This is a genomic window from Paenibacillus sp. AK121, from assembly GCF_019042715.1.
Taxonomy (GTDB): Bacteria; Bacillota; Bacilli; order Paenibacillales; family Paenibacillaceae; genus Paenibacillus; species Paenibacillus polymyxa_C.
Genome location: NZ_JAHPJM010000001.1, coordinates 499,980 through 524,403, shown reverse-complemented (window position 1 = coordinate 524,403; position 24,424 = coordinate 499,980). Strand labels below are relative to the sequence as shown.

The window sequence follows — 24,424 nt, the reverse complement described above, 5'->3', positions numbered from 1 at the left end:
TTATACTTCATTATCGATATAATACAACAAATTTCTTAGCACAGTATAGAACACAGGAGATGATTGGATTGGAATACAAATTTTCGGTTATGGCTCGTACTCAGGGCTCGTCCATGGTAAGGGACATTTTGAAGCTGACACAGGGAACAGATGTATTATCTCTCGCAGGTGGCCTTCCGGCCGATGCCTTCTTTCCCGTCGAAGCGGTTGCTAAAGCCTATGAGCGGGTATTCCGCCTCGGCGGTACTACCGCACTTCAATACGGCCTAACCGAGGGATACATTCCTCTACGGGAACGTCTGGCAGCAATCATGTCATCCCAAGGCATCTCCGTCACCAGAGATAACATCCTCATGACAACAGGCTCGCAGCAGACCATTGATCTAGTTTCACGTGTGTTGCTTGATCCGCAGGATACAGTATTGGTGGAGTCCCCTACTTATTTGGCAGCTCTTCAGGTATTCAATTCCTATGGCGCTAACATTGTAAGTGTAAATACAGACGCTAACGGTATGCAATTAGATGATCTTGAGGCCAAGATCAAACAGCATCAGCCAAAATTCGTGTATGTCATCCCTACCTTCTCCAACCCAGCAGGAAGTGTATGGAGTATGGAACGCAGAACAGGCGTTGTTGAGCTATGCCGTAAATACGGAACTTTGATTTTTGAAGACGATCCTTACGGACGGCTCAAATTTGATGAAAACCTTAACTTCCCATCCCTATTTTCTATTGATCAACAGCTAGGTGGCGATGGTCATGTAATGTACACTTCTACATTCTCTAAAACTGTCGCTCCAGGTGTTCGCTCTGGATGGTTGGTAGCCGATCAAGCCATCGTCGTTAAGACCGCAAATGCCAAACAATCTGCCGATCTGCACTCCAGCAGTATTGACCAGCGTGCTTTGAATGAGCTGTTGGACTTCTTTGATTTGGAGGGACATATACGTACCGTGTCCGCTGAGTATCACACTCGGATGTTGCGTCTTACATCGTTAATGAGAGAACGTCAATGGGAAGGAATCACTTGGAATGATGCACTTGGTGGCATGTTTATGTGGGTTACCTTACCTGAAGGCTTCCGTTCTGATCAGTTGCTGCAACTAGCGATTCAGGAAGGGGTCGCATTTGTCCCTGGACAAGTCTTCTATGCTGACTTAAGCGGCAGTAACCATATGCGAATCAACTTCACGCATACCGATCCTGCCTTACTTCCAAAAGCAGTTGACCGATTGGATCGGGCACTGAAGCTGTATATGGAGAAAAATGTGGTAAAAAGCGTACGTTAATCTCCAGCTTCAAATGCACGCTACGCTGACTACATGCCTCGTCCTCGCACGTTTTTGCGTCAGGAGAGTGTAAATACAATAAAGCCCCCGTTGACTATGTTGGGGGCTTCATTCCATAGATATAGCGGACTGCGTAATCCGGCTGAAAATTAAAAAGGGTGCTTCATGATTCCCACAGGAATATGAAGCACCCTTTTTAATGTAATAAATACATTTGGATTAAAGGTTTCTCATGCAAACAGGTCATTAACAAAAAATAAATTCATACATTTTAAGGTGTTGCAGTGGGGAAAGTTTTCCGTAAGCCGGGTTCTGTGCTATTCGTGGTACAGACGGGAACTACCCTCCCACTAAAAGCGACAATCATCTATCTAGGCCGAACATTGCTATCCAGCTCCAGCGACCAACCTAGACACGCCTCGGGCTAAGGCTGCTTCGCGAAGAAGCTGTGTCCCTTTAGGTCTTGCTCCAGATGGGGTTTACCAGGAACGAAGTCACCAGCGTTCCTCGGGGTCTCTTACACCTCGGTTCCATCCTTGCCTGTGCCGCAAGCGGCCATCGGCGGTCCATTTCTGTGGCACTATCCTTCAACTCGCGCTGACTGGACGTTATCCAGCATCCTGCCCTATGGAGCCCGGACTTTCCTCTCGTGGCTTATGCCACCAGCGATTGTCTGTCAAACTTTCCGAACAACATTACATAGTATACAGGGAACGCGTGCATGATACAACCCTGAAAATATTGTAAATTATAGAGATCTCTCTTTACTTGTTCAAATAAAACGGATGTACCTTTCTCTGTAATGAATCATCTGCCACGTAATAAGCGGACCTTCCCACGTATAACGGAATTGAAAGCTTACTAAAATCAGGAACGTCCTCATCTAGGAATAGTTCATCATCCCGGTAGGTCTGCTGTATTTCACCGACGATCCAATCATGATCTCCATAGGTATGAATATCCACTACTTTACACTCATAAGCGAGATAAGCTTCCAGCAATATAGGCACATCCACTGAAATTCCGTCCTCATATGCAATCCCAAACTGCTGAAATTTATCTACATCTTTACCACTAAAGGTACCTACAGCCTGAATCCATTCCGATCTGTGCGCAGGCAAAAACTGAACACCAAAGCCTCCACTTTTCTTAATCAGTCCGTAAGAATACGTTTCCTTCCTCAATGAAATGCCATACATGCCCGGTGATGATCCGATATATGTATGCCAGCCTGAGGCCATGACATTATTTACTCCCTCATAGCGGGAAGTAACAACTGCAACCATCCCTGGATAGGCATGAATCACAGAATCGGCTATCAACTTTCGCATACAACCTCTCCCTACGAAAAAATGTAATAGTTCTCCTTTATTTTCTCATAGATGTGAAGGTTTTACAAAAATTGAAAAGGCTCGGTGTTCACTTCAGATACATATACTTCCGTTGAGTATCGATCTTCGGCCAAGCGTCTACGCATCCAATCTGCGGTTTTAGGCTTCATAATCTTTTCTGCGTTATGTCCAGGGTCAATAATAGCAATGCCTGCCATCAGGGCATCGTGAGCCGTGTGATAGTCGATATCCCCCGTCACTAATACGTCAGCGCCTTTAAAAAGCGACTTATTCACATAACGGCTGCCAGAGCCCCCAAGCACGGCTGCTTTTTTGATCATACGGTCCAAGTCACCCACCACACGTACATACTCAACGTTGAGACCTTTTTTCACAACATCTACAAACTCCCGTAACGTGCGGGCTTCCTTGAGCTTGCCTACTCGTCCCAAACCAAAGGTACGGCCTTTCAAATCCATAGGGTACAGGTCATAAGCCACCTCTTCATAAGGATGAGCCTTCAGCATCGCTTGGACAACTTTATTGCGTACACCCTGCGGTACAATGGTCTCAATACGAACCTCTTCACTACGTTCCATTTTACCTGGCTCACCCAAAAACGGCTGTGTACCTTCACCTGGTACAAAAGTTCCATAACCATCAATGTTAAAGCTACAATGGCTGTAGTTGCCGATATGTCCAGCTCCCGCATTCAGTACGGCATCAAGTACACGTTGATGATGTGTTTTGGGTACGAAAACGACAAGCTTGAATAATTGCTCGGTGTGAACATCCTCCAGCGTACCTTCACTTTGAATCCCCAGTGCTTCTGCCATCCAATCATTCATGCCGTCCTCAGCCGTATCCAGATTCGTATGACTGATGTAGACAGCAATATCATTCTTGATCAGCTTTTCATACAATCTGCCTGCAGGCTGGTCCGTGTTCAAAGCTTTAAGTGGGCGGAATATAATCGCATGATGCGCAATAATGAGATCAGCTTTTATGCGGATCGCTTCTTCAACAACCTCATCATTGACATCCAGGGCTACTAAAATGCTTTTTATTTCCTTTTGCAGACTACCCAGTTGAAGCCCAATTCTATCGTCTGGAACTGCCAAGTATTTCGGAGCCAATTGCTCCATGTAGCTAATTACTGTCTGTCCTTTGGCAAACATGCAAGTACCTCCTCCAGCTGTTCAATTTGCTTGCGCAATTGCTCCTGCTTATGCTGCGCAGATTCCTGATCTGACCGAGCCACTTGTGCCAGCACATCCTGAAGCTTGCGAATCTCCAATTGCCATTTCGAAAAAAAGATTTCATTTGGTGCTTTGACCAATAACGGTCCAAGTTGTATCAGCAAATCCTCTGTCAGTACCAGCGAACTACCAGAAAGTTCCCATGGCCGATACAGGTCATCCTGTTTCAGTGAACTTTCCGAAGCAGGTACTGCCGTCAGAACTTCATATATTTTACCATCTTCTTCCATAATATGTTCATTTGTTAATACCCATTGATGCTTGATTAGCCAGCGCCTTAAAATATCCTCGCCCACGTTGGGCTGTAAAACAAGCTGTTTCACTGAAACAAGCTTGTCTTTTCCTTGCTCCAAAATAGAAGCGATCAAGGCTCCGCCCATACCCGCTATCGTAATAATATCTACCTCATTGGCCTTGATTACAGCCAAGCCGTCCCCTTTTCTAACCGCAATGCGATCTGTAAGACCTGCTTCAGCCACCTGCTTTTGAGCCGCACGCAATGGTCCATCGTTGACCTCACCCGCTACAGCTTGCGATACTCTGCCGGAGCGCACTGCAGCCACAGGGAGTAGTCCGTGATCCGAGCCAATATCAGCCAGTCTGCTACCGGCAGGAATTTGTTCCAAAATATATTGTAATCGCTGAGAAAGTTTCATGACGTCACCCACGTAATCCATTTTTTTCGAGTCCAAAATAAAATTCCTACAACAAAAGCCAACTTCAATATGCTAAAAAAAATCACTTCCCCTGCTGCTTGATGGCGCAGGACGATCGTGTCTGCTTCCGCCATAAACACTAGGGTCAAGCCTATAGCAAAATAAACCAACGCGAAACGTGGAAAGCGGCGATGTACCCACCAGCTTAACCCAATCAACAATACTGCGTGTAAAATCCAAAATACCTCAAGCATCGCTAAAGTAGCTGTAGGCCAATAGCGGCCTATAAGGACCGCATACACTAAAAGCAGCCCAGCAAGACCACAGTAATGAAGCAAGCTGATGCGCAAAGTTAATCCCACAAGACACCATATCAAACCGCATAGACCCACCAGCACTAAAAACCAAACCTTAGCTTCACCTTGGTGAAGCTGAATGATCCAGACACCTGAACCCAGCATAATTGCACTGCCTAAAGTGCTCAACATTGCACTCATACTCTTTTCGGAAGACCGCCAAACCGCGGCCATCCCATAGCAAATCGCAGTAACTGCACTTGCCGAGCATATTTGCATTGCCAACGGAAAAGCGGTAAAATAAAAACCGATCAAACAAATGCAGGAAATAATGACAAAACCAAGAAGCCAGGCGATCCCATGCCCATGTCGAAGATATGTAAGCAGCCCGGTGTTGTTACGGTTCTGGCTTTGTGCCGGATTTTCATCTTCCCGATACAGGTTGGACAGAAAATCGCAATATTGCTCAGGGAGCAGCCGACTTTGCCGCCAATGCTCAATTTCATGTAACAGTATTGTCCGTTTTTTCTCCTGGTCCAAGCTTCTTCCCCTCCACCAAGGCTGCCATGAGATAAAAAAAGACCTTCTGCGCGCTTCAAGCCGCAGAAGGTCCGCAATGTTACGCTTCTATTCGAGGAAATCCTTCAGTCGCTTACTGCGGCTTGGATGGCGCAACTTACGCAGCGCTTTGGCCTCAATCTGACGAATACGTTCACGTGTAACACCGAACACTTTACCCACTTCTTCAAGAGTTCTGGTTCTTCCGTCGTCCAAACCAAAACGGAGACGCAAAACATTCTCTTCCCGTTCGGTCAACGTATCCAGTACATCCTCGAGTTGTTCCTTCAGAAGCTCATAGGCAGCTGCATCTGCAGGCGCCAATGCTTCCTGATCCTCAATGAAATCCCCTAGATGTGAGTCATCCTCTTCACCAATTGGTGTTTCCAATGAAACCGGTTCTTGGGCAATTTTCATAATTTCCCGTACTTTTTCCACGCTTAGCTCCATCTCGGCAGCCACTTCTTCCGGCGTAGGTTCACGCCCCAGCTCTTGCAACAGTTGACGCGATACGCGAATCAGCTTGTTGATCGTTTCCACCATATGCACTGGAATACGGATCGTTCTCGCCTGATCGGCAATTGCGCGCGTAATCGCCTGACGAATCCACCAGGTTGCGTACGTACTGAATTTAAAGCCTTTTTCGTAATCAAATTTTTCTACTGCCTTAATCAAACCCATATTACCTTCTTGAATTAGATCCAGGAAAAGCATGCCGCGACCAACATAACGTTTGGCAATACTTACAACCAGACGCAAGTTTGCTTCAGCCAACCGACGCTTAGCTTCTTCATCGCCGTTATTGATCCGTTTGGCAAGCTCCACCTCATCATCTGCAGAAAGCAGCGGTACACGACCAATTTCCTTCAAGTACATCCGGACCGGGTCATTAATTTTAATACCGGGAGGCAGGCTCAGATCGTCATCGAAATTAAAATCATCCCCGTCATTGTTTTCCGGGTCGTCATTTTGACGCAATCTGGTAACTTCTTCGTCGTTATCATTCACAACCTCAATCCCCAAGTCACCCAGCTGCTCATAAAACTCATCCATTTGCTCGGGGTCCTGATCAAACGGCGACAGTTTTTCCATGATATCTTTGTAGTTCAGAGAGGAACTTTTTTTACCCAACTCAATCAGTTGATCTTTAACCTGATCCAGTGTTAATTCCGTCTCCAGTTCAGTATGCTGATCATTCGCCATCTTTCGACTCCCTCCTCCTAGAAACATCCGACCTCTGTGTGTTCATTGTCTCTCTAGGGCTATAATCTCGCTTGCAATTTGTGCTGCACGCAAAAAATCACCTGAGCGCTCAGCGGTTCTCATTTCTTCCCTCTTCAAATCCAGTTGCTCCTGCAATGGAAATTTTCGCACTTGACGAATATAATCATCCAAAATGTGCGGTGCCCATACGCCTGGAGCATCCATCATCATGATCGAACTTACGTTCTTCTCCAGTCGGTCGTCTTGCAAAGATGAAATAAAACGGCTTGTATCCGGTAACTTCCCTTGCGCGTAATAGGCATATAGATAAGCAGCAATTGCTGCATGATCCTCAATATTAAAGGCGTCCCCCAGATGCTTTTCTACATACTCTGCAGCTTCTAAATCCTGCATCATCCAGTGAAGCAGCCTGCGTTCAGCCACATGGTAAGCCGGCAACAGATTGGGCGTAGAGACCTGCCCTTTTTTATGCCTACCATTATTCCACCCATTTTCGTTATTATCCCCAAAGTTCTGTTTTTTTTGCAGGGATTGACGGAGTAAATTGCATTCTTGCTTTAAGGTTTCAAAATCCACCTTGACTTCGGCAGATACTTCGCGCAGATACACTTCCCGCTCAGTCGGGGATGACAGAGGTGCAATGACATTTAATGCTTCGCGGGAATACGCGATTCTTCCTTCTTCCTCTTGCAGTATATGGTTTTTTTTCAGATATATAAGCTTAAATTTCACCGTTGAAACAGCACTTTCGATAATTTGGCGCTGAAATCGTTCGGCGCCGTATTGCCGGATAAAATCATCCGGGTCCATACCGTCGCTGACCAACGCTACTTTTACGTGAAGTCCCGCATTTTCCAACAGCGGAAAATTTTTAAGCGCTGCCGCTTGTCCTGCCCGGTCACCATCATAACAAATAATAACCTCGTCGCACAGTCCCTTTAACATCGTAGCATGATGCTCCGTTAGAGCAGTCCCCATGGCGGCCACTCCATTTTGTACGCCAGCTTCCCATGCCGAGATGACATCGCCATAACCTTCAAAAAGAACACTTTGACGAAGCTTGCGAATTGAGGTTTTAGCATGATGGAGATTGTACAGCGTTCGGCTTTTGTTAAATAGCTTGGTCTCCGGTGAGTTCAAATACTTCGGCTGCCCCTCGCCAAGTATACGGCCCGCAAAGGCAATAACTTTTCCGTTTCGATTCCAAATGGGAAACATGATACGATCTCTGAATCGATCTACATATCCGTCACCCTCATGTCGGGGAGAAATAAGCCCTCCCTTCTCCATCTCGACAGGATCAAAAGAACGCTTCTCTAGAAACTGAACGATCGTATCCCATCGGTTGGGTGCATAGCCAATTTGGAATTGGTCAATGATCTTGTCACTGAATCCCCGTGAACGTAAATATTCCATGGCTGGTTTGCCGTGCTCCGTATTTTTAAGTAAAAAATGGTACATCTTAGATGTTAGTTCATACGCTTGCAACAGCCTGTCCAACTCAGGATGCTGATGCGATGAATCACGTCCCTGCCATTCGCCGAGCGGAATATGACTTTCTTCTGCCATTGTCCTGACAGCTTCGGGAAAGGATAGTCCTTCGATTTCCATCATAAACTTGATGGCATTGCCTCCCGCGCCGCAGCCGTAGCAGTAAAAAATCTGACGATCCGGTGTCACGGTGAATGAAGGGGTTTTTTCGGAATGAAAAGGACAGAGGCCTTTCATATATTTCCCCTGCTTGGTCAAATGCACGTACTTGCTTACCGTATCTACAATATCATGATGTTGTAAAACTGACTCGATGATATCGTCCGGTATGTTACCTTGTCCGGCACTCATATTAACCACCTTCATCTCTTTAGCACGTAAATATAATTCGATACCGTTACTCATTCTCCTGCAAGCGAAGTAAAAGTTTTGTCAGTTTATGTTGAAAAACTTCACGATCCTCTAATGTAAACGGTTTAGGACCTTTTCCATAACGTCCTTTTTTCCGTTCTTTGGCAGAAGTGTGGCGTCGGTCCAGCATGAAGTCTATCGAATCGTTTCGATAAATCGTTCCGCGAAAAGACATCACTTCACAACCTTTTGCCAAGGCGAGTGCAGCAAGACCATAATCGTTGGTTGTTACAATATCTCCGCGGCGGATATGATTGGCAATATAGAGATCGGCACTCTGGTCGCTTCGGTCTACTTTAACAACGCTTACGCCTTTGCTACCCTGAATGAGATGATCATACGAAGATACCATAATAACGTCAATATGAAAACGGGAAGCTGTCTCTGCAATTTCACTTTTAACAGGACAAGCGTCCCCGTCAACAACGATCCGTACATCCGGGAAATTTCCGGACTCTCCCATGAGCATCCCCCATCTCGCATCCGCATTCGAGTAAAATACGGAACGGCTGCAAGATCACTCTTACACCGTTCCGTATATTTATACCCATTTTTTCAAGTTGTTCATACTACCACAACCGACGTTTAAACTACAAGCTTGGAAAAATCAGCAAAACGCTTCAATTCTGAGTCAATAGCAGCCAGCAATGCCAAACGATTATTACGTACAGCATCATCCTCAGCCATAACCATAACGGAATCAAAGAACGCCGTCACCGCAGGAGTAATGGATGAAGCAAGCGTCAATGCTTGTGTCGCATCACCTTCCTGTAAAGCTGTGCAATAAGACTCATAGGCGCCATACCATGCTTCGTATAGGTTTTTCTCGCCCTGTTCCGTAAATTCACCTGTATTCACTGACTTGTGAACTGCTTTAGCAGCCAAATTACCTACGCGATTAAAAGACTCCACTGTTGCCTTGAACACATCACCCGTTTGTACAGCAGTCATTAATGCAGCTCCGCGGTTAACCACAGAAGCAACATCATCATATCCAGCTGAAAGCACAGCATCTACAACGTCATAACGAAGTGTCTCGGACAATAGTTTCTTCACGCGTAATCCGAAAAACTCATGTAATTCTTTACGTATTTCATCTGTGGAGCGTTTCATATTTCCAAAGTTGCTGTGCACATCAAGCGCGATATTGAACACATCAGACAACGTAGCCGAAAGCTTACGATCCAACAGAATCTGCACGATACCTGCTGCCTGGCGACGAAGCGCGTAAGGGTCCTGTGAACCTGTCGGAATAATACCGATGGAGAAGCAGCCTGTAATGGTATCTATCTTGTCTGCGATACTTACAATCGCTCCAGCGTTCGTTGAAGGAACCGTTTCTCCTGCGAATCGCGGCTGGTAATGCTCAAACACCGCTCTTGCCACTTCTTCCTTCTCTCCAGCCTTACGGGCATAATCCTCGCCCATAACCCCTTGCAATTCCGGAAACTCATAGACCATTTGTGTTACAAGGTCAAATTTACAGATATCTGCTGCTCGGCTAACCGATTCCTGTGTATCTGGGGAAACACGTAGCTTCTCTGCCAGAGCATCAGCAATGCGGCGAATTCGACGCACTTTGTCTCCAACTGTTCCCAGCTCTTCGTGGAAAACGATACTTTCCAGCTTGGAGAGTGCATCCTTAATTTCCAGCTTCTGATCTTCTTCATAGAAGAATTTGGCATCAGACAACCGCGCGCGCAATACTTTTTCGTTTCCTTTTGCAATGACTTCCAGCGATTGACTGCCACCATTACGTACCGTAACAAAGTATGGCAGCAGCTTTCCTGTGCGATCCAGCACTGGGAAATAGCGTTGGTGTTCACGCATGGAAGTAATCAGTACATCCTTCGGAATGTTCAAGAACGCAGGGTCAAAGCCACCGAATAGTACTGTTGGAGTTTCCACCAAATACAGCACTTCTTCCAGCAAATCATCCTTGACCGCAATCGTCCAATCTTTTTCGGCTGCAAGTGCTTCAATCTGCTTCACAATAAGCGACTGACGTTCCTCAATGTCCACAATGACATGCTGCTTGCGAAGTACTTCGACATAGTCCGCTGGACTTTCTACAACGGCCTCCTGTCCAAGGAAGCGATGTCCTCTTGTCACATTCCCTGACTGTACGCCAGCAATCTCCAAATTAACAATATCGCTACCAAACAAGGCTACCAACCAGCGGATTGGACGAACAAATTTAAAGTCATAACTTGCCCAGCGCATAAATTTAGGGAATGTCATGGCATGTAAAATGTGTAGTAAACCTTCGGACAGCACATCTGCCGTTGGTACACCTATGCTGCTCTTGGTCGCGTAAATATATTCCACGCCTCCAAGTTCTTTGAACGTGAACTGTTCAGGATCAACACCTTGGCTACGGGCAAAGCCTAGAGCAGCCTTACTCCAGTTACCGGCTTCATCAAGTGCGATTTTGCGGGAAGGTCCTTTAACTTCTTCGTTAATATCTTCCTGCTTCTCCGCTACTTCCTTAACAAGTACCGCCAAACGACGAGGTGTAGCATAAGCCTCTACAGCACTGTAAGCAATACGCGAGCTGTCCAGCCACGCCGTCATACGTTCCTTCAACTGCTGAATCGCATTCGGGATAAAACGTGCAGGCACTTCTTCCAGCCCGATCTCAAACAATAGATCCTTAGACATTTGCCGCACCTCCTTTCTTCAACAGCGGGAAGCCCAGCTTCTCGCGCTCCTCCAGATAGGTCGCAGCGACCTGGCGCGCCAAATTACGCACTCGTATAATAAAACCTGTCCGTTCCGTTACACTGATGGCTCCGCGAGCGTCCAGCAAGTTGAACGTATGAGAGCATTTCAGCACATAATCATAGGCTGGAAATACAAGATGCTGCGCCATCGCTTTATTCGCCTCTTCTTCATACATGTTAAAAAGAGTAAATAGCATTTTGACATCAGATACTTCGAACGTATATTTGGAATGCTCAAATTCTGGTTGGTGGAAAACATCACCGTACGAGATTCCATTAACCCATTCCAAATCAAACACATTTTCTTTGTCCTGGATGTAGGAAGCAAGACGCTCCATACCGTACGTAATTTCAACCGCAACCGGACTGGCATCAATACCGCCCACTTGCTGGAAGTACGTGAATTGGGTAATTTCCATACCGTCCAGCCATACTTCCCAACCTAATCCCCAGGCTCCCAGCGTCGGAGCTTCCCAGTTGTCTTCAACAAAACGAATATCATGCTCCAGTGGGTTAATGCCCAAACGGCTCAAACTCTCCAGATACAACTCCTGAATGTTATCAGGTGAAGGCTTCAAAACCACTTGAAACTGATGATGCTGATACAGGCGATTCGGGTTCTCACCATAACGTCCGTCAGACGGACGGCGAGAAGGCTCAACGTAAGCTACGTTCCACGGCTCAGGTCCAATTGAACGTAAATACGTCATCGGGTTCATCGTGCCTGCCCCTTTTTCCGTATCATAAGGCTGTACAATAATGCAGTTGTGTTCAGACCAAAATTGTTGCAGCGTTAAAATCATCTGCTGAAAATTCATGGGCACACGCTTCCTTTCCAATTCCCTAAAATGTTGGTGATTTCTAATCCTTAAACTCATATGTACAGGGCTAATTTATTCCATAAGCCTTGCTAGAGACAGCAAAAAGCCCCCGCCTCTACGCCTGTACAGACGTAGGGACGAGAGCTAACTCCCGCGGTTCCACCCTACTTGATTGCGACCCTACATCACCAGTCAGATCGTAATCCTCTTTTCCGTGTCCATTCAGACGCTCCCGAGTGCCATGTTCACGAACAATTCCCGCCGGGCTTACACCATCCCCAACTCGCTAACTACAGAGAATACGTCTCGTTACTTTCTCGTTCAATGCATCTGCTCCCAAAGGAGATATATAGTAGGATATTACACGTTTTCAGTGATACAGTCAAGAGAACACCACATTTCACATGTCGTACTTGTCAAGCTGATCCAGGAAATTACGGGATTTCAGCTTGACCTCCAACTGCATATCCATGAACTGACGCATGACATGTTTGATCTCCAGCTTGGTGGAGTCCTTCACGTCGATATTGCCGAGTCGATTCAAATCTATTTGGGCGAACAAGCGCAGCAACTTCAATGTACGCGGAGCAACACTTAACGCAGCCGGATCAAAATGCTTGTAACCCCGACACAAAACCCCACCTAACCTCGGACTGATAAACATATCCTCATCAGCACATTGTTGACCGCTTGAAATACAAGCATCAAGCTGAGGTGCATATCCGGCCGCCTGCAATATTTTAAATTCATAAATACTCATGACGATCAGCGGATCTTTGCCACTCTCCAGTGCCTCCAAGCAGGCTTTAAGCTGCTTAAACCAAAATGCACCTGTTTCCTCATCCTGTAACACCCGATCGAGCAATTCACAAGCATAGGAAGCGTAAGCAGCCTTTGTAATATCCTCGCGCAGTGTATGGTGGGATTGGATAATTTCACCGGCATTCAACGTGCCTAAGCCAGTGTTGCGAAAAAAAACAAATTCACCGTACGTAAACGGCTGCGTTAAAGCGGCATGACGGCTTTTGGATTTTTTCGCGCCTCTGACTAGCACACCTACTTTGCCTCCGCTTTCGGTGCAAAGCGTAATAATTTTGTTCCCCTCACCGTAATCCATGCTGCGGATGACGATTCCTTCCATCCTGTAAAGCATGCTTCTTCCCCCAAACATTCGCGAAGAAGCCAGTGGTTCGTATTATTCACGGGCTTCTTCATGCTCGTCCGACTCTCCTTCATCCGTGTCTTGCTCCCTTGTCACGGCGCTCTCCCTGTATAACAGATACGCACCGACATCTCCAGTCATCGCAAAATACTTCCACGAAAAATCTCGCAATCGTATTCATCCTTTCTTAGGAAATGGCGTCTGCATCTCAAAAATAGGATGATGCGAATAGAGGGAAAGTATGTGATGAAATAAATGGATTACGTTGAAAAAGGCTACTGTGTACGGTCTGGACACCGCTTCGCAAATGATTTGATCTTACGATCGCTGTTACCCCTGAATTTATTTTATCCTATGAGAAAAGGAGTAAATTCAGGGGTAAAGGCGAACGCTGACGCTTCTTCAGATTCAAATCCTTCGCTCCGCTACAACGTGTACGCAGTTATAATAACTCTTTTAAAAGCACTCCTTATTTCATCACTGGAAGAAAAGGGTAGGTATAGCGAGAAGTTAAGCGCCGCACAAGAGCGGCGCTTGGAATGACCGAAAGATTTAATTCATACGTCAGTGGTAGAGTCGGACGGCTTTTTTATGATGCCTACAACAACTATACATATTGATTAATATCAATTTTAGTCTGTATAATCCTTTGACAACCAAAGTGATCGTAGATATGATATCTACTTTTAGGCGTCGCGATGGAAGCCCAAGTCACGAAGGACACGTTCCTGGTTACGCCAGTCTTTTTTGACCTTAACCCAAAGTTCCAGGAAAATTTTGGAGCCTAGCAAGTTTTGGATATCTTGACGGGCTTGTTTGCCCACCTCTTTGAGCATGGCTCCCTGTTTGCCGATAATGATTCCCTTCTGGGAATCACGCTCTACAAAAATAACCGCCATAATATGCACTACACCATTATCCTGCACTTTCATGTCTTCAATCATAACCGCAATAGAATGAGGTACTTCCTCACGTGTCATGTGCAAAATCTTTTCCCGTACCAGCTCAGCAATGACAAACTGCTCTGGATGGTCGGTAATTTGGTCATCAGGGTAATATTGCGGACCTTCTGGCAAGTATTTTTGAACCTGATCCAATAGGGTGTTTACATTATTGCCCATTTTGGCCGAGATCGGTACAATTTCCGCAAAGTCATACAACTTGCGATACTGCTCAATCAGGGGCAACAATGCCTCTGGCTCGATGCGGTCAATTTTATTCAATACCAATATAACTGGTGTTTTTACTTGTTTAAGCTGTTCCGCAATAAAACGGTCGCCTCCGCCTAAACCTTCAGCAGCATCAATAAGAAAAAGTACCGTCTCTACTTCACCCAACGTATTAAAAGCGGTCTGATTCATATAATCGCCCAGCTTTGACTGGCGCTTGTGAATTCCTGGTGTATCCAAAAATACAATTTGTGTGTCCTCTGTGGTATATACGCCGTGAATTTTATTCCGTGTCGTTTGGGGCTTGTCTGACATGATGGCAATCTTCTGCCCAATGACATGGTTCATCAATGTTGATTTTCCGACATTGGGTCTGCCAACAATTGCGACAAAGCCGGATTTAAAGTGTTTCTTAGCCATTTTATTTCCTCCAGCGCGATTAAGCACCTAAATTTTATTTTTCATTAAAGCAGCTGACTCATTAACGTCAACAAGGGTCTATAAAATACAAATATGCCAATAATTACAGCAAAAACCGCTGCCAGGAGCACGGCTCCGGCGGCGGTGTCTTTAGCCGCTTTGGCCAGCGGATGAATATCAGGTGAGATTAGATCCACCGCTGCTTCAACAGCGGTGTTGATCAGTTCGGCTACAATGACTATGGCAATGGCCAAGCACACGAATAACCAGTCGAGCCGGGAGATGCGCAGAGTTAGACCTGCTACAATGACAAGAAGCGCCACAACCACATGTATCCGCATATTTACTTGCGTACGCAGGGCGTATATCACGCCTTCTGCAGCATAGCGAAAGGTCATTCTCCAAGGCTGACGTCTCATTACCGTGTCAACCCCACTTGAGCCAGCACAGCTTCCTGCTTACCCATCATTTCAGCCTCACTTGCATCGTCCTGATGATCATAACCTAACAGATGCAGAAAACCGTGGACAAACAAAAACCCGATTTCACGCTCAATTGAATGTCCATACTCTTCGCTTTGAGCTTGCGCTGTCTGTACAGAGATAATAATATCCCCCAGAACATCGGGTACATCATTTAATGGATTATCTTCCGTCGGTTCGTAGATAATTTCAAGCTCTTCATCCAGTGTTTCCTTCATAGCAAAAGACAACACATCAGTGGGACGATCAATACCCCGATAATCCCTGTTCAACTCATGAATTTGATCATCATTCACGAAAGTAAGGGCAACCTCACCGTCTGTAACCCCTTCCGCTTTGCCAGCCTGCTCTAATAAGGTGTTCAGCAGCGTGATCAACGATTCGTTAATTACCATATCGTTTTGTTCATTATTCCAAGCTAATTGAAGGCCCATGCCAACCGCTCCTTTTAATTCTAATGCTTTAGCTGTGCTTCATGCACAAGTAATACTAAGCTTTTCCACTTTCGGGCTTAGGTCTTTCCTCTGGATATTCAATACGGGAATGAAAAATCCCCATTACTGTTTCCTTGAGAGTTTGGGCCACGATATCAAGCTCCCTCATGGTCAGCTCACAGTCGTTAAACTGGTGATCATCAAGACGGCTCTTAATAATTTTCTCAATCATAGATTCTACCTGCTCCACCGTAGGTTTTCGCAAGGAACGAACTGCCGCTTCCACGCTATCAGCAATTCCTACTACAGCAGCCTCTTTCGACTGAGCCTTCGGTCCCGGATAACGGAAATCATCCTCCGTGAAGTCAGGCTCCACTCCCCGCTCTTCCGCCTCACGCAATGCCTTGTGGTAAAAATAGTGCAGGAATGTCGTTCCGTGGTGTTGTTCGGCTATATCACGAATCGGCTTGGGTAGCTTGTAATCCAATTGCATTTCCACACCGTCACGAGCATGGGCTATAATGATGGATTTACTCAGCTTGGGCTCTATTGTATCATGCGGATTTTCCATCCCATTTTGATTTTCAATGAAGTACGAGGGCCTTTTGGTTTTACCAATATCATGATAATACGAACCAACCCGGCACAACAACCCATTTGCTCCTATAGCCTCCGCTGCAGCCTCCGACAGATTACCTACCATAACGCTATGATGATATGTGCCAGGAGTCTCGGTAAGCAGCTTGCGGAGCAATGGGTGATTGGGATTTGACAATTCAACAAGCTTCAGTGCAGACAAGATGCCAAAGGTGGATTCAAAAAATGGCATTAGCCCTATAACGAGGATCGCTGTAACCAGACCGCCTGCAAATGCAAAGGCTACCCCATAGAGTGTCGTTGTTTGAGTCCAGTTCCCTTGGTCAATCAGAGCCAGAGAAAAAACACCCAGAGCCCCGAACAGGCATACCATGATAGCTCCCTTGAACAGCGTTGAACGCTGGCTGGCCCGGTGGGTGGAAAAAATCGACGCCAAACAGACCACAAGGGCAAAAAACCCAAAATTAAAATCAAAAATCTGGCCTTGACGGACATTCAAAATAACACTTGCCAATATACTGAATATAACGGCACATACGAATGCCAGCGACATGTCAAGCAACAGCGTTACAAGCATAGCTCCAAGCGCGATAGGCGCCAGATAGCCGAGATAGGATCGTTCACTAGTCTGCAGTATAGAAATTAACAGCATGGCCCCCACTGTAATCACAAAGATTAACACCAGCATGAGCAACTGTGCATTATTATACTTGAAGTTTCGTGTTCGTGATTGAAATTGACGAATATACATAAACAGACCCAATGCCAGCATCATAGACAACATCAGCAGGCCGAATTGTGGCCAATAGTTGATTTTATCCTTGAGCAGCTCGTTCTCATCAAGCAGTGTATAGATTTCCTGGGTAATAATCTCACCCTTTTTAACGAGCACTTCACCCTGTTTAATGTAAACTGTCGGTGTATCTTCACGAGCCTGTACTTTAGCGTCCTTCGTAGCTGTATCATCATAAAACTTGTTGGCTGTAATCACAAGCCGTGCAAGTTCCTGAACAACCTCCCGGGAGGTACGTTTGGTAAGCGAGCTTGTACTCACGCGCTCAGCTACCTTGGCTCGGGCAGTCTGGGCATCCGTAATTTGATCATTCATCAACCCTGTAACAATCTCACGGGCTACGGGCCGCATTTCGGCAATATCCTCAGATGTAAGTCGCGGAATTTTGATGTATGTCTCCTCTGGGATTCGGTACGTTTGCTCTTTCGTTTTTTCCAGTACCTCATCCAGCAACTTATCTGGATAGGCATCCGCATTACGGCTGTTGTTCACAAAATTTTGCACGAATTCCCGTGCACGTTGAGGAATCTCATCCTTATAAATCGAAATCTTGTCCGCTCTGGAAACCTGATCATCCTGATTTAGCCGTTCAATTCGATCCAAAATACCGGTAATCAGGTTATCGTTGCGGATCGGTACAATGGTATACATAGGCTGCACGCGCTCAGCAGATTCCTCTTGGGCCTTCAAAGTCGCCTTACTGTTAGGAAGCTGCATTGGAGCGACAATTTCCTTTTCACTCGGTTGATTCACCCGGATGTCGTAGCGTTCGGGAAGCAGCTTGGATGCAAAACCCACATAAAAAAGAACCACCAAAAATAAAAACAGAAGATAGCGTGTCGCCACGCTATACTTCCATCCATTCATTCTATGCTGGAACGTTTTTCCTTTAGATAATTCCTTCGAGGTCATCTAAAACAATCCCTCTCCATCATCTTTTTCAAGGCAGCTATGCTGCTCATTGTATTCGTTTTCTGATCATACACACTATACTCGTGCTTAAGAGCTTAGGCTTGATTTTCAGCAATACGGTCATAAGCGACGATGATTTTTTGAACCAGGGAATGACGAACAACATCCTCTTCCGCAAACTGGACAAAGCCTATTTCGTCAATCCCTTTTAAAATCGCATTTGCTTCAATCAAACCGGATTTCTTGCCACGAGGTAAATCAATTTGCGTAACATCGCCGGTAATAACCATTTTGGAACCAAAGCCAAGTCGAGTCAAAAACATTTTCATTTGCTCCGGTGTAGTGTTTTGGGCTTCATCCAAAATAATAAATGAGTCATCCAGCGTACGACCCCGCATATAAGCCAGTGGCGCAATTTCTATCAACCCGCGCTCCAGCGCTTTCGCCGTCTGTTCTGGCCCCATCACATCGTATAGGGCATCATAAAGCGGGCGTAAATATGGATCAACCTTTTCCTGTAAATCCCCAGGCAAAAAGCCCAAGTTCTCACCAGCTTCCACCGCAGGGCGAGTCAGTACAATACGCTTGACTGAACCCTCCTTCAGAGCAGCTACGGCCAGCACTACAGCCAGATAGGTTTTACCAGTACCCGCTGGGCCAATCCCAAATACAATATCGCGTTTCTTAATCGTGGTTACATAGTGCTTCTGTCCAATTGTTTTGACACGAATCGGTTTGCCCCGAAACGTCGTCGTAATTTCTCCCTTGAACAAATCAAGCAACTGATCAGCGCGCAGATCTTTTGCCAGCTCAATCGCATAATGGACATCCCTTTCGGTCAGTATATACCCATTACGAATTAACTGGAGCAAAACATCGAACAATTGTTCGAGCACTTCTACTTCGTGAGCATCACCAAAAACATTAATTTCCGCCTCACGAGATGCTATTTTTGCAGGAATAGCTGCTTCGATCAATTTTAAAAAGGAATCCTGCGGGCCGAATAACGCCTGACCTTCTCCCGCACTGTTCAATGCAATTTGTATGCTGCGTTGTTGTTCTGCCAAATAGCCTCATTCTCCTTGGTTATGAACTAACGGAAGTTCTTCCGCAATATCCTGTTCCACTTCAAAAAGTACTTTCATATAAACTTTACCATTCTCTCTCTTCTCATGCAAAATTTTTTGGCTCATTATTTTCGTTCCTTTGCCGTATTTAGCTAAAATATCCGCGCGTGCGCCTTCTATTCCTGACATTTTGGCTTCTGTTTCCGTTAACTTCTGCTCTTGTATCTTTGTCTCCCTCACACTTTCATTCATCCAACCCATCGGAAGTTTGTAAGAACGCCATGTTAGCGGATCATGCTCAACGGTTGTTTTATGTGTAGAATAAGGTATTTTTCCATAGCCCCACAATTGTATCGCACGGTTGCCTAGCACCAGATACAAGCGATCGTGACTATTACCTGTATATGTGCTGCTGCGTCGTACCATGGGACTACTAATTTCATATTCATGCCACACAAGCCCCTTAATCTCTCCTTTGGCTACGACCTGTTGCTGATTCTCCTCATCTCCAAGCGTTCCTGAAATGAGAATAGCTCCTTTTTTGACCCGCGTATTTTTATGCACAACAGGACGACCCTGCTCGGCAAAAATTTCAGTGACCACCGCGTCCGCCTTGCTGATAAGATGACGTGGACTGTAGAGCGACGGGGGAGTAGGCTGTGAAGCTTCAACAACCTGAATTGTCACCAAGGTCCCCTGTCTTTCCACACCGATCCAGGATGCCTCTGGAAGCTTCTGCATGAGTGCCCGCGAAAGCTTGTCCTGGCTGGAAAGACGAAAGCTCCATTGAAACGGATAAAGCCCCTCCTGTCGGGCTGCTTTCAAAATGGATTCCGTTGGGAGCTTATCATTCCCCTTTACTTCAATGTCCCAGATGAGCGATGACATCAGCAGGAGACCTATCCAGAACAAGGCCAGTCCTGTGAGAAAAAATTTGCGTTTGGCGAGTCGTACTGCAGTGAAGGGAAGTCCTTGACGCTTGAGAACATGCATTTTGCAGCCTGTCCTTCTCAAAAGCGGACGCAACAGGAAGACGTGCGGCAGCAGAAGGTTCATTTCTGCATGTCTAGTACCCATTGGCCGCACGTTCCAAACAGGTATATGATGATCAGTGAGTAAATTAATGAATGCTTCCACACTTTCGCCCTCGACAGCTAGGGTAACCGTGCCACGCAGCTTTGCTAAAGCGGGATGTTTCACGAGCCTTCCTCCGTTCCTTCCATTTGAATATCCGTAATATGTCCCTCTACACTCACCTGGTCTGGCAGGATAGACGTAATGATTAGATTATGGCCTGACACCCTTAGCCTGCCTTGCGCAAGTGCAAGTACGAGTTGATCTGGCGTGAAATCCACCACACCCCGGTGATTCTCTACATAAAGCTGGCGGCTGCCGATGAGGGTTAACCGCGGCAGATCAAATAGAATGTCCTGCGGAAGCTCCAACGTCTCGCTGGCCCACTTTCGCAGTTTGCGGCTCATCCGGCTCATACGGCGAAATCTCCTTTCCTGTCATCAAAATAACTGTTATCCAACGGCAAATAATTATTTTGACGGCAGCTATGCTGCTTTTTTAATCGCTTGTTATTACCATTCGGTTTCATCCTATGTCTCAACCGTCACTAGACGCTGTTACACCAGCGTCACAGATATCTGTACTGTACATTTTATGATCTAGTCATCGCATTTATGAGGCTAAACTTACAATTCGTAGCAACTGCAATATTAAAGAGGAAAAAGACCGTACTTTCTAAAATTCACATAAAAAAAAGACAACCTCGTTTTCATATCAAAACAAGGCTGTCTTTTTAACTTCATAGTATGAAATGGTTAGTTTTCGGAATCCTGATTCAAAAGCGAGTTTTTTCTGGAGTATAAAAAGTAAACGGCAATACCAATAACAAGCCAAATGATAAAACGAATAAACGTTTGACCATTCAGATTAAGAATAAGCACCCCACATGAAATGATAGCCAGAATTGGAATAAATGGAACCCCAGGACAGCGGAAAGCTCTTGGCAAATCGGGTTGTGTTTTTCTCATCACTATGACAGCGACCGAAATCAGAATAAATGCTGATAAGGTTCCAATGTTCACCAAGCTTGCTAACTCATCCAGCGGGATCAACCCACCCATTAATGCAGATAAAGTACCAAAAAACAAGGTGTTAATATAGGGCGTTTTATATTTGGAATGAACCTTTGACAATACTTTAGGAACTAAGCCGTCACGTGACATCGCAAACATAATACGGGTTTGACCATATAGCATTACCAGCATGACCGTTGTCATCCCCAAGATAGCTCCGATATCCACAATACCCGCCACCCAGTTCTGACCGGCAACCTGCAAAACCAATGACACAGGATGGGAGATACCTTCAAATTGCATATACGGCACAATACCTGTCATAATCGCGCTAACGATCACGTACAAAAGCGTACAAATAGCAAGTGAGAAAATAATGCCACGCGGTAAATCACGAGCTGGATTTTTGGTTTCTTCAGCGGCTGATGAAACGGCATCAAAGCCAATGAAAGCAAAAAACACAAGGGCTGCGGCTCCAAACACCCCACTGAACCCAAATGGCATAAACGGTGTCCAGTTGTCTGGCTTTACATATTTAATAGCAACAATGATAAACAATAAAACGACAACAATTTTAACAATAACCATGATATTGTTAATTCGTTTGGATTCTTTTATCCCAAAATAAAGCAAGAACGTGATAGCCATCAAAATTAAAAAAGCTGGAAGATTAAAATAAGTAGTTTGGTCTTTTAAAGCTCCTGGCGCAGCAGTGAATTCAATCGGGATTTGAAGACCAATTCCTTTCAAAAAGGATACAAAATAACCCGACCAACCTGCAGAAACAGCGCTGGCGGCCAACATATATTCCAAAATTAAATCCCATCCGATAATAAAAGCCAATAGCTCTCCCATCGTAGTATATGTAAAAGTGTAAACAGAACCGGATACTGGAACAGTGGAAGCAAACTCGGCATAAGCCAGTGCTGCGAATAAACAAGCGAGCCCCGCGATCACAAAAGACAATACCAAGCCCGGTCCAGCCGTAACTGCTCCCGTACCTGTCAAAACAAAAATCCCCGTTCCAATAATGGCTCCAATCCCAAGCATTGTTAAATCGAACGCACCTAATTCCCTTTTAAGCGCCTTTTCTCCCCGTGTAGCGGCGATCAGCTGATCAATATTCTTCTTTCTGAACAAGCTATTCCCCATCCATCCCATCCTCCTAAACATAAATTTTCACTTTTTGTATAACCCTGTAATATCACCTCGATATAAATCAAATTTTAGCTAAATATGGGGTAAATTTTCATAAGTTCTATCGTTGTGAACATTATATATAAAAAAGAAAAAATAAAAACGACTTTTGGTAAGCTTCGTTCACATTGTTACATTTGATCATTTTTCACGAATATATTTTCACAAATCAGATCCCAAACTAGACAAAATGCCGTCTTTTTAGATGACAGTAAATGTGAGAAAAATGTAGCATATATGAGATCTTCACATTCGCTGTCAGGTAATTAGAGCATTTGCCGTTAAGTCTTTTTTTATTCCAGCATGTTTATGTATCGCTAAAAACATCGTAAAAAAAGATCCGCCACAGCCAAAGCCGTGACGGATCTACGATTATTTTAGCGTCTTCCTCCATCCATGTAACGCTTGGAACGCGGAGGCCCTAATATCTCTGCCCAAATTACACCTCTGCGTAGGTCAGCTGCATTCACTGTACCACTCTCTTGCGAAGTTTGCTCTAGCCCATCTGTAATTTCCTCCGAATCTCTCGCATTGGATATACGATCGAGACGGGCTAAAACCATCCTTCGCTCTTCTTCCATAATACGAATTCGATCCTCTAAAGTCGTACCGTTATCTAATGAATCCTGGTCCATCCGTTCTGCCTTTTCCAGCCCGTCTCCTACTTCTTCTATACGACGAGCTTCGATCACCGCACGTCGCTCATTAGGAAATTGACGTTGCAATTCTCCAGTAACATCTTGCTGACGTCGCTCTTGCTCAGGTTCCGTTGTGAAAGGTCTGGGCGAGGTCGAGGACCCGCGCGAACCATGATCACCACCAAAAGTAGGCATACCTTGCCGCTGGGGAGATTTCCGATCTCCGCCTTGAATGCTTTTCCCCAAGAAGGACACCAGCGCAAAGCCAATCACGATCAAGATATACAAATGGTCAAAGATCCAGCTGATAAAGTTCATTACTCACCGCCTAACTGCCTAATTCATAGGCTACGTCCCGTTAGTTAATCCCGGCTTTTGTTATCATTCCCCGAGTTCTCATTCGGTTTGCCTAAGGAACTACGCATTTGCGTATCTGCCTCAATATTTTTTAAATTCATATAGTCCATGACGCCAAGTTTACCGCTACGTAGCGCTTCAGCCATTGCCAGAGGTACTTCGGATTCGGATTCCACCACGCGTGCTCTCATTTCTACGACACGTGCCTTCATTTCCTGTTCCTGTGCTACAGCCATCGCACGCCGCTCTTCGGCTTTTGCCTGCGCAATACGTTTGTCAGCTTCCGCCTGCTCTGTTTGCAGGAAGGCACCGATATTTTTACCTACATCAACGTCTGCAATATCAATCGATAAAATTTCAAATGCTGTCCCTGCATCCAAACCTTTGGACAATACGGTTCTCGAAATGGAATCTGGATTTTCCAGCACGTCTTTATGCGAGTTACTGGAACCAACCGTTGTTACGATACCTTCACCAACCCGAGCGATAATCGTTTCTTCTCCGGCACCGCCGACGAGCCGATCAATGTTGGCACGCACCGTAACACGAGCTTTAACTTTCACTTCGATACCATCCTTGGCGACAGCAGCAACAATAGGCGTCTCAATAACACGCGGATTAACGCTCATTTGGACCGCTTGCAGAACATCCCGTCCCGCAAGATCAATCGCAGCCGCACGTTCAAATTCAAGCGGAATATTAGCCCGCTGCGCGGCAATCAACGCATTGATCACTCGGTCAACATTCCCCCCTGCGAGAAAATGACTTTCCAGCTGATTGATATTCAAGCCTAGACCAGCTTTGGTAGCCTTAATGAGGGGATTGACAATTCGGCTTGGCGTGACACGCCGCAACCGCATAGCTACCAGCGTAATGATACCGATCCGAACACCCGAAGCCAACGCCGAAATCCACAGCATCACCGGGAAGAAACTAAAAAACACGCTCAATACAATAATCGCTACTACGGCAATCAGCAAAATGCTGACAATACCCGATTCGAACACTCGCATCATCCTCCATTAATCTAATTCTTCGTTGTTAGCTTGC

At 45.5% G+C, this 24,424-nt stretch carries 22 protein-coding genes and 1 other RNA gene; 1 reads left to right on the top strand and 22 read right to left on the bottom strand.

Going from position 1 to position 24,424, the window contains the following annotated elements; translation table 11 throughout:
• Positions 1-68: 68 nt before the first annotated feature.
• Positions 69-1,289 (top strand): aminotransferase-like domain-containing protein, encoded by a 1,221-nt coding sequence (locus KSP24_RS02315; protein WP_216974363.1) that lies wholly within the window; start codon positions 69-71, stop codon positions 1,287-1,289.
• A gap of 286 nt (positions 1,290-1,575) precedes the next feature.
• Here the strand turns inward: KSP24_RS02315 and rnpB are convergent.
• From rnpB to floA, 22 genes are all read right to left on the bottom strand, one after another.
• Positions 1,576-1,974: RNase P RNA component class A (gene rnpB / locus KSP24_RS02310), an RNA gene on the bottom strand.
• A 79-nt stretch (positions 1,975-2,053) separates the two neighbouring features.
• Positions 2,054-2,620: a flavin reductase family protein gene (locus KSP24_RS02305; protein WP_129549626.1), complete on the bottom strand. Its 567-nt coding sequence runs from the start codon at positions 2,618-2,620 to the stop codon at positions 2,054-2,056.
• Positions 2,621-2,682: 62 nt separating this feature from the next.
• Positions 2,683-3,798 (bottom strand): Nif3-like dinuclear metal center hexameric protein, encoded by a 1,116-nt coding sequence (locus tag KSP24_RS02300; RefSeq protein ID WP_090738730.1) that lies wholly within the window; start codon positions 3,796-3,798, stop codon positions 2,683-2,685.
• A complete protein-coding gene (locus KSP24_RS02295; RefSeq protein WP_090738729.1) occupies positions 3,774-4,535 on the bottom strand; it encodes a tRNA (adenine(22)-N(1))-methyltransferase in 762 nt (253 codons plus the stop codon). The genes KSP24_RS02300 and KSP24_RS02295 overlap by 25 nt, the downstream gene beginning before the upstream one ends.
• Positions 4,532-5,371, bottom strand: coding sequence for a hypothetical protein (locus tag KSP24_RS02290; protein ID WP_019688048.1), 840 nt, complete (start codon positions 5,369-5,371; stop codon positions 4,532-4,534). Before KSP24_RS02290 ends, KSP24_RS02295 begins: the two co-directional genes overlap by 4 nt.
• Positions 5,372-5,458: 87 nt before the next feature.
• Positions 5,459-6,592 carry an RNA polymerase sigma factor RpoD gene (gene rpoD / locus KSP24_RS02285; protein ID WP_007431230.1) on the bottom strand — a complete coding sequence of 378 codons (1,134 nt, stop codon included), beginning with the start codon at positions 6,590-6,592 and terminating at the stop codon, positions 5,459-5,461.
• Positions 6,593-6,634: 42 nt separating this feature from the next.
• Positions 6,635-8,509 (bottom strand): DNA primase, encoded by a 1,875-nt coding sequence (dnaG, locus tag KSP24_RS02280; protein ID WP_016324556.1) that lies wholly within the window; start codon positions 8,507-8,509, stop codon positions 6,635-6,637.
• Positions 8,502-8,978 (bottom strand): YaiI/YqxD family protein, encoded by a 477-nt coding sequence (locus KSP24_RS02275; RefSeq protein ID WP_025679644.1) that lies wholly within the window; start codon positions 8,976-8,978, stop codon positions 8,502-8,504. Before KSP24_RS02275 ends, dnaG begins: the two co-directional genes overlap by 8 nt.
• 122 nt (positions 8,979-9,100) lie before the next feature.
• Positions 9,101-11,176 carry a glycine--tRNA ligase subunit beta gene (glyS, locus tag KSP24_RS02270; RefSeq protein WP_216974362.1) on the bottom strand — a complete coding sequence of 692 codons (2,076 nt, stop codon included), beginning with the start codon at positions 11,174-11,176 and terminating at the stop codon, positions 9,101-9,103.
• Complete coding sequence (gene glyQ / locus KSP24_RS02265; protein ID WP_013372135.1) at positions 11,169-12,056, bottom strand: glycine--tRNA ligase subunit alpha; 888 nt, start codon at positions 12,054-12,056, stop codon at positions 11,169-11,171. Before glyQ ends, glyS begins: the two co-directional genes overlap by 8 nt.
• Positions 12,057-12,459: 403 nt before the next feature.
• Positions 12,460-13,212 carry a DNA repair protein RecO gene (gene recO, locus KSP24_RS02260; RefSeq protein ID WP_016324557.1) on the bottom strand — a complete coding sequence of 251 codons (753 nt, stop codon included), beginning with the start codon at positions 13,210-13,212 and terminating at the stop codon, positions 12,460-12,462.
• A 42-nt stretch (positions 13,213-13,254) separates the two neighbouring features.
• A complete protein-coding gene (locus KSP24_RS02255) occupies positions 13,255-13,392 on the bottom strand; it encodes a YqzL family protein (protein ID WP_013372137.1) in 138 nt (45 codons plus the stop codon).
• 515 nt (positions 13,393-13,907) lie between these two features.
• Positions 13,908-14,810, bottom strand: a complete 903-nt coding sequence (gene era / locus KSP24_RS02250) for a GTPase Era (RefSeq protein WP_064962117.1) — start codon at positions 14,808-14,810, stop codon at positions 13,908-13,910.
• A 44-nt stretch (positions 14,811-14,854) separates the two neighbouring features.
• A complete protein-coding gene (locus KSP24_RS02245) occupies positions 14,855-15,229 on the bottom strand; it encodes a diacylglycerol kinase family protein (protein WP_016324558.1) in 375 nt (124 codons plus the stop codon).
• The gene (gene ybeY / locus KSP24_RS02240; RefSeq protein ID WP_013372141.1) at positions 15,229-15,726 is read right to left on the bottom strand and encodes an rRNA maturation RNase YbeY; all 498 of its coding nucleotides are present in this window, start codon (positions 15,724-15,726) and stop codon (positions 15,229-15,231) included. The genes KSP24_RS02245 and ybeY overlap by 1 nt, the downstream gene beginning before the upstream one ends.
• A 55-nt stretch (positions 15,727-15,781) precedes the next feature.
• On the bottom strand, positions 15,782-18,028 hold the full coding sequence (locus tag KSP24_RS02235; protein ID WP_058711711.1) for an HD family phosphohydrolase: 2,247 nt from the start codon (positions 18,026-18,028) through the stop codon (positions 15,782-15,784).
• A 95-nt stretch (positions 18,029-18,123) separates the two neighbouring features.
• Positions 18,124-19,095, bottom strand: coding sequence for a PhoH family protein (locus KSP24_RS02230; RefSeq protein WP_064962116.1), 972 nt, complete (start codon positions 19,093-19,095; stop codon positions 18,124-18,126).
• 6 nt (positions 19,096-19,101) lie between these two features.
• Positions 19,102-20,295, bottom strand: coding sequence for a sporulation protein YqfD (yqfD, locus tag KSP24_RS02225; protein WP_058711710.1), 1,194 nt, complete (start codon positions 20,293-20,295; stop codon positions 19,102-19,104).
• On the bottom strand, positions 20,292-20,585 hold the full coding sequence (gene yqfC / locus KSP24_RS02220; protein ID WP_025679631.1) for a sporulation protein YqfC: 294 nt from the start codon (positions 20,583-20,585) through the stop codon (positions 20,292-20,294). The genes yqfD and yqfC overlap by 4 nt, the downstream gene beginning before the upstream one ends.
• Before the next feature lie 339 nt (positions 20,586-20,924).
• Positions 20,925-22,334 carry a branched-chain amino acid transporter BcaP gene (bcaP, locus tag KSP24_RS02215; RefSeq protein ID WP_064962115.1) on the bottom strand — a complete coding sequence of 470 codons (1,410 nt, stop codon included), beginning with the start codon at positions 22,332-22,334 and terminating at the stop codon, positions 20,925-20,927.
• Positions 22,335-22,756: 422 nt separating this feature from the next.
• A complete protein-coding gene (locus KSP24_RS02210; RefSeq protein WP_216974361.1) occupies positions 22,757-23,335 on the bottom strand; it encodes a hypothetical protein in 579 nt (192 codons plus the stop codon).
• A 44-nt stretch (positions 23,336-23,379) separates the two neighbouring features.
• Positions 23,380-24,381: a flotillin-like protein FloA gene (floA, locus tag KSP24_RS02205; RefSeq protein ID WP_016324559.1), complete on the bottom strand. Its 1,002-nt coding sequence runs from the start codon at positions 24,379-24,381 to the stop codon at positions 23,380-23,382.
• Positions 24,382-24,424 lie beyond the last annotated feature (43 nt).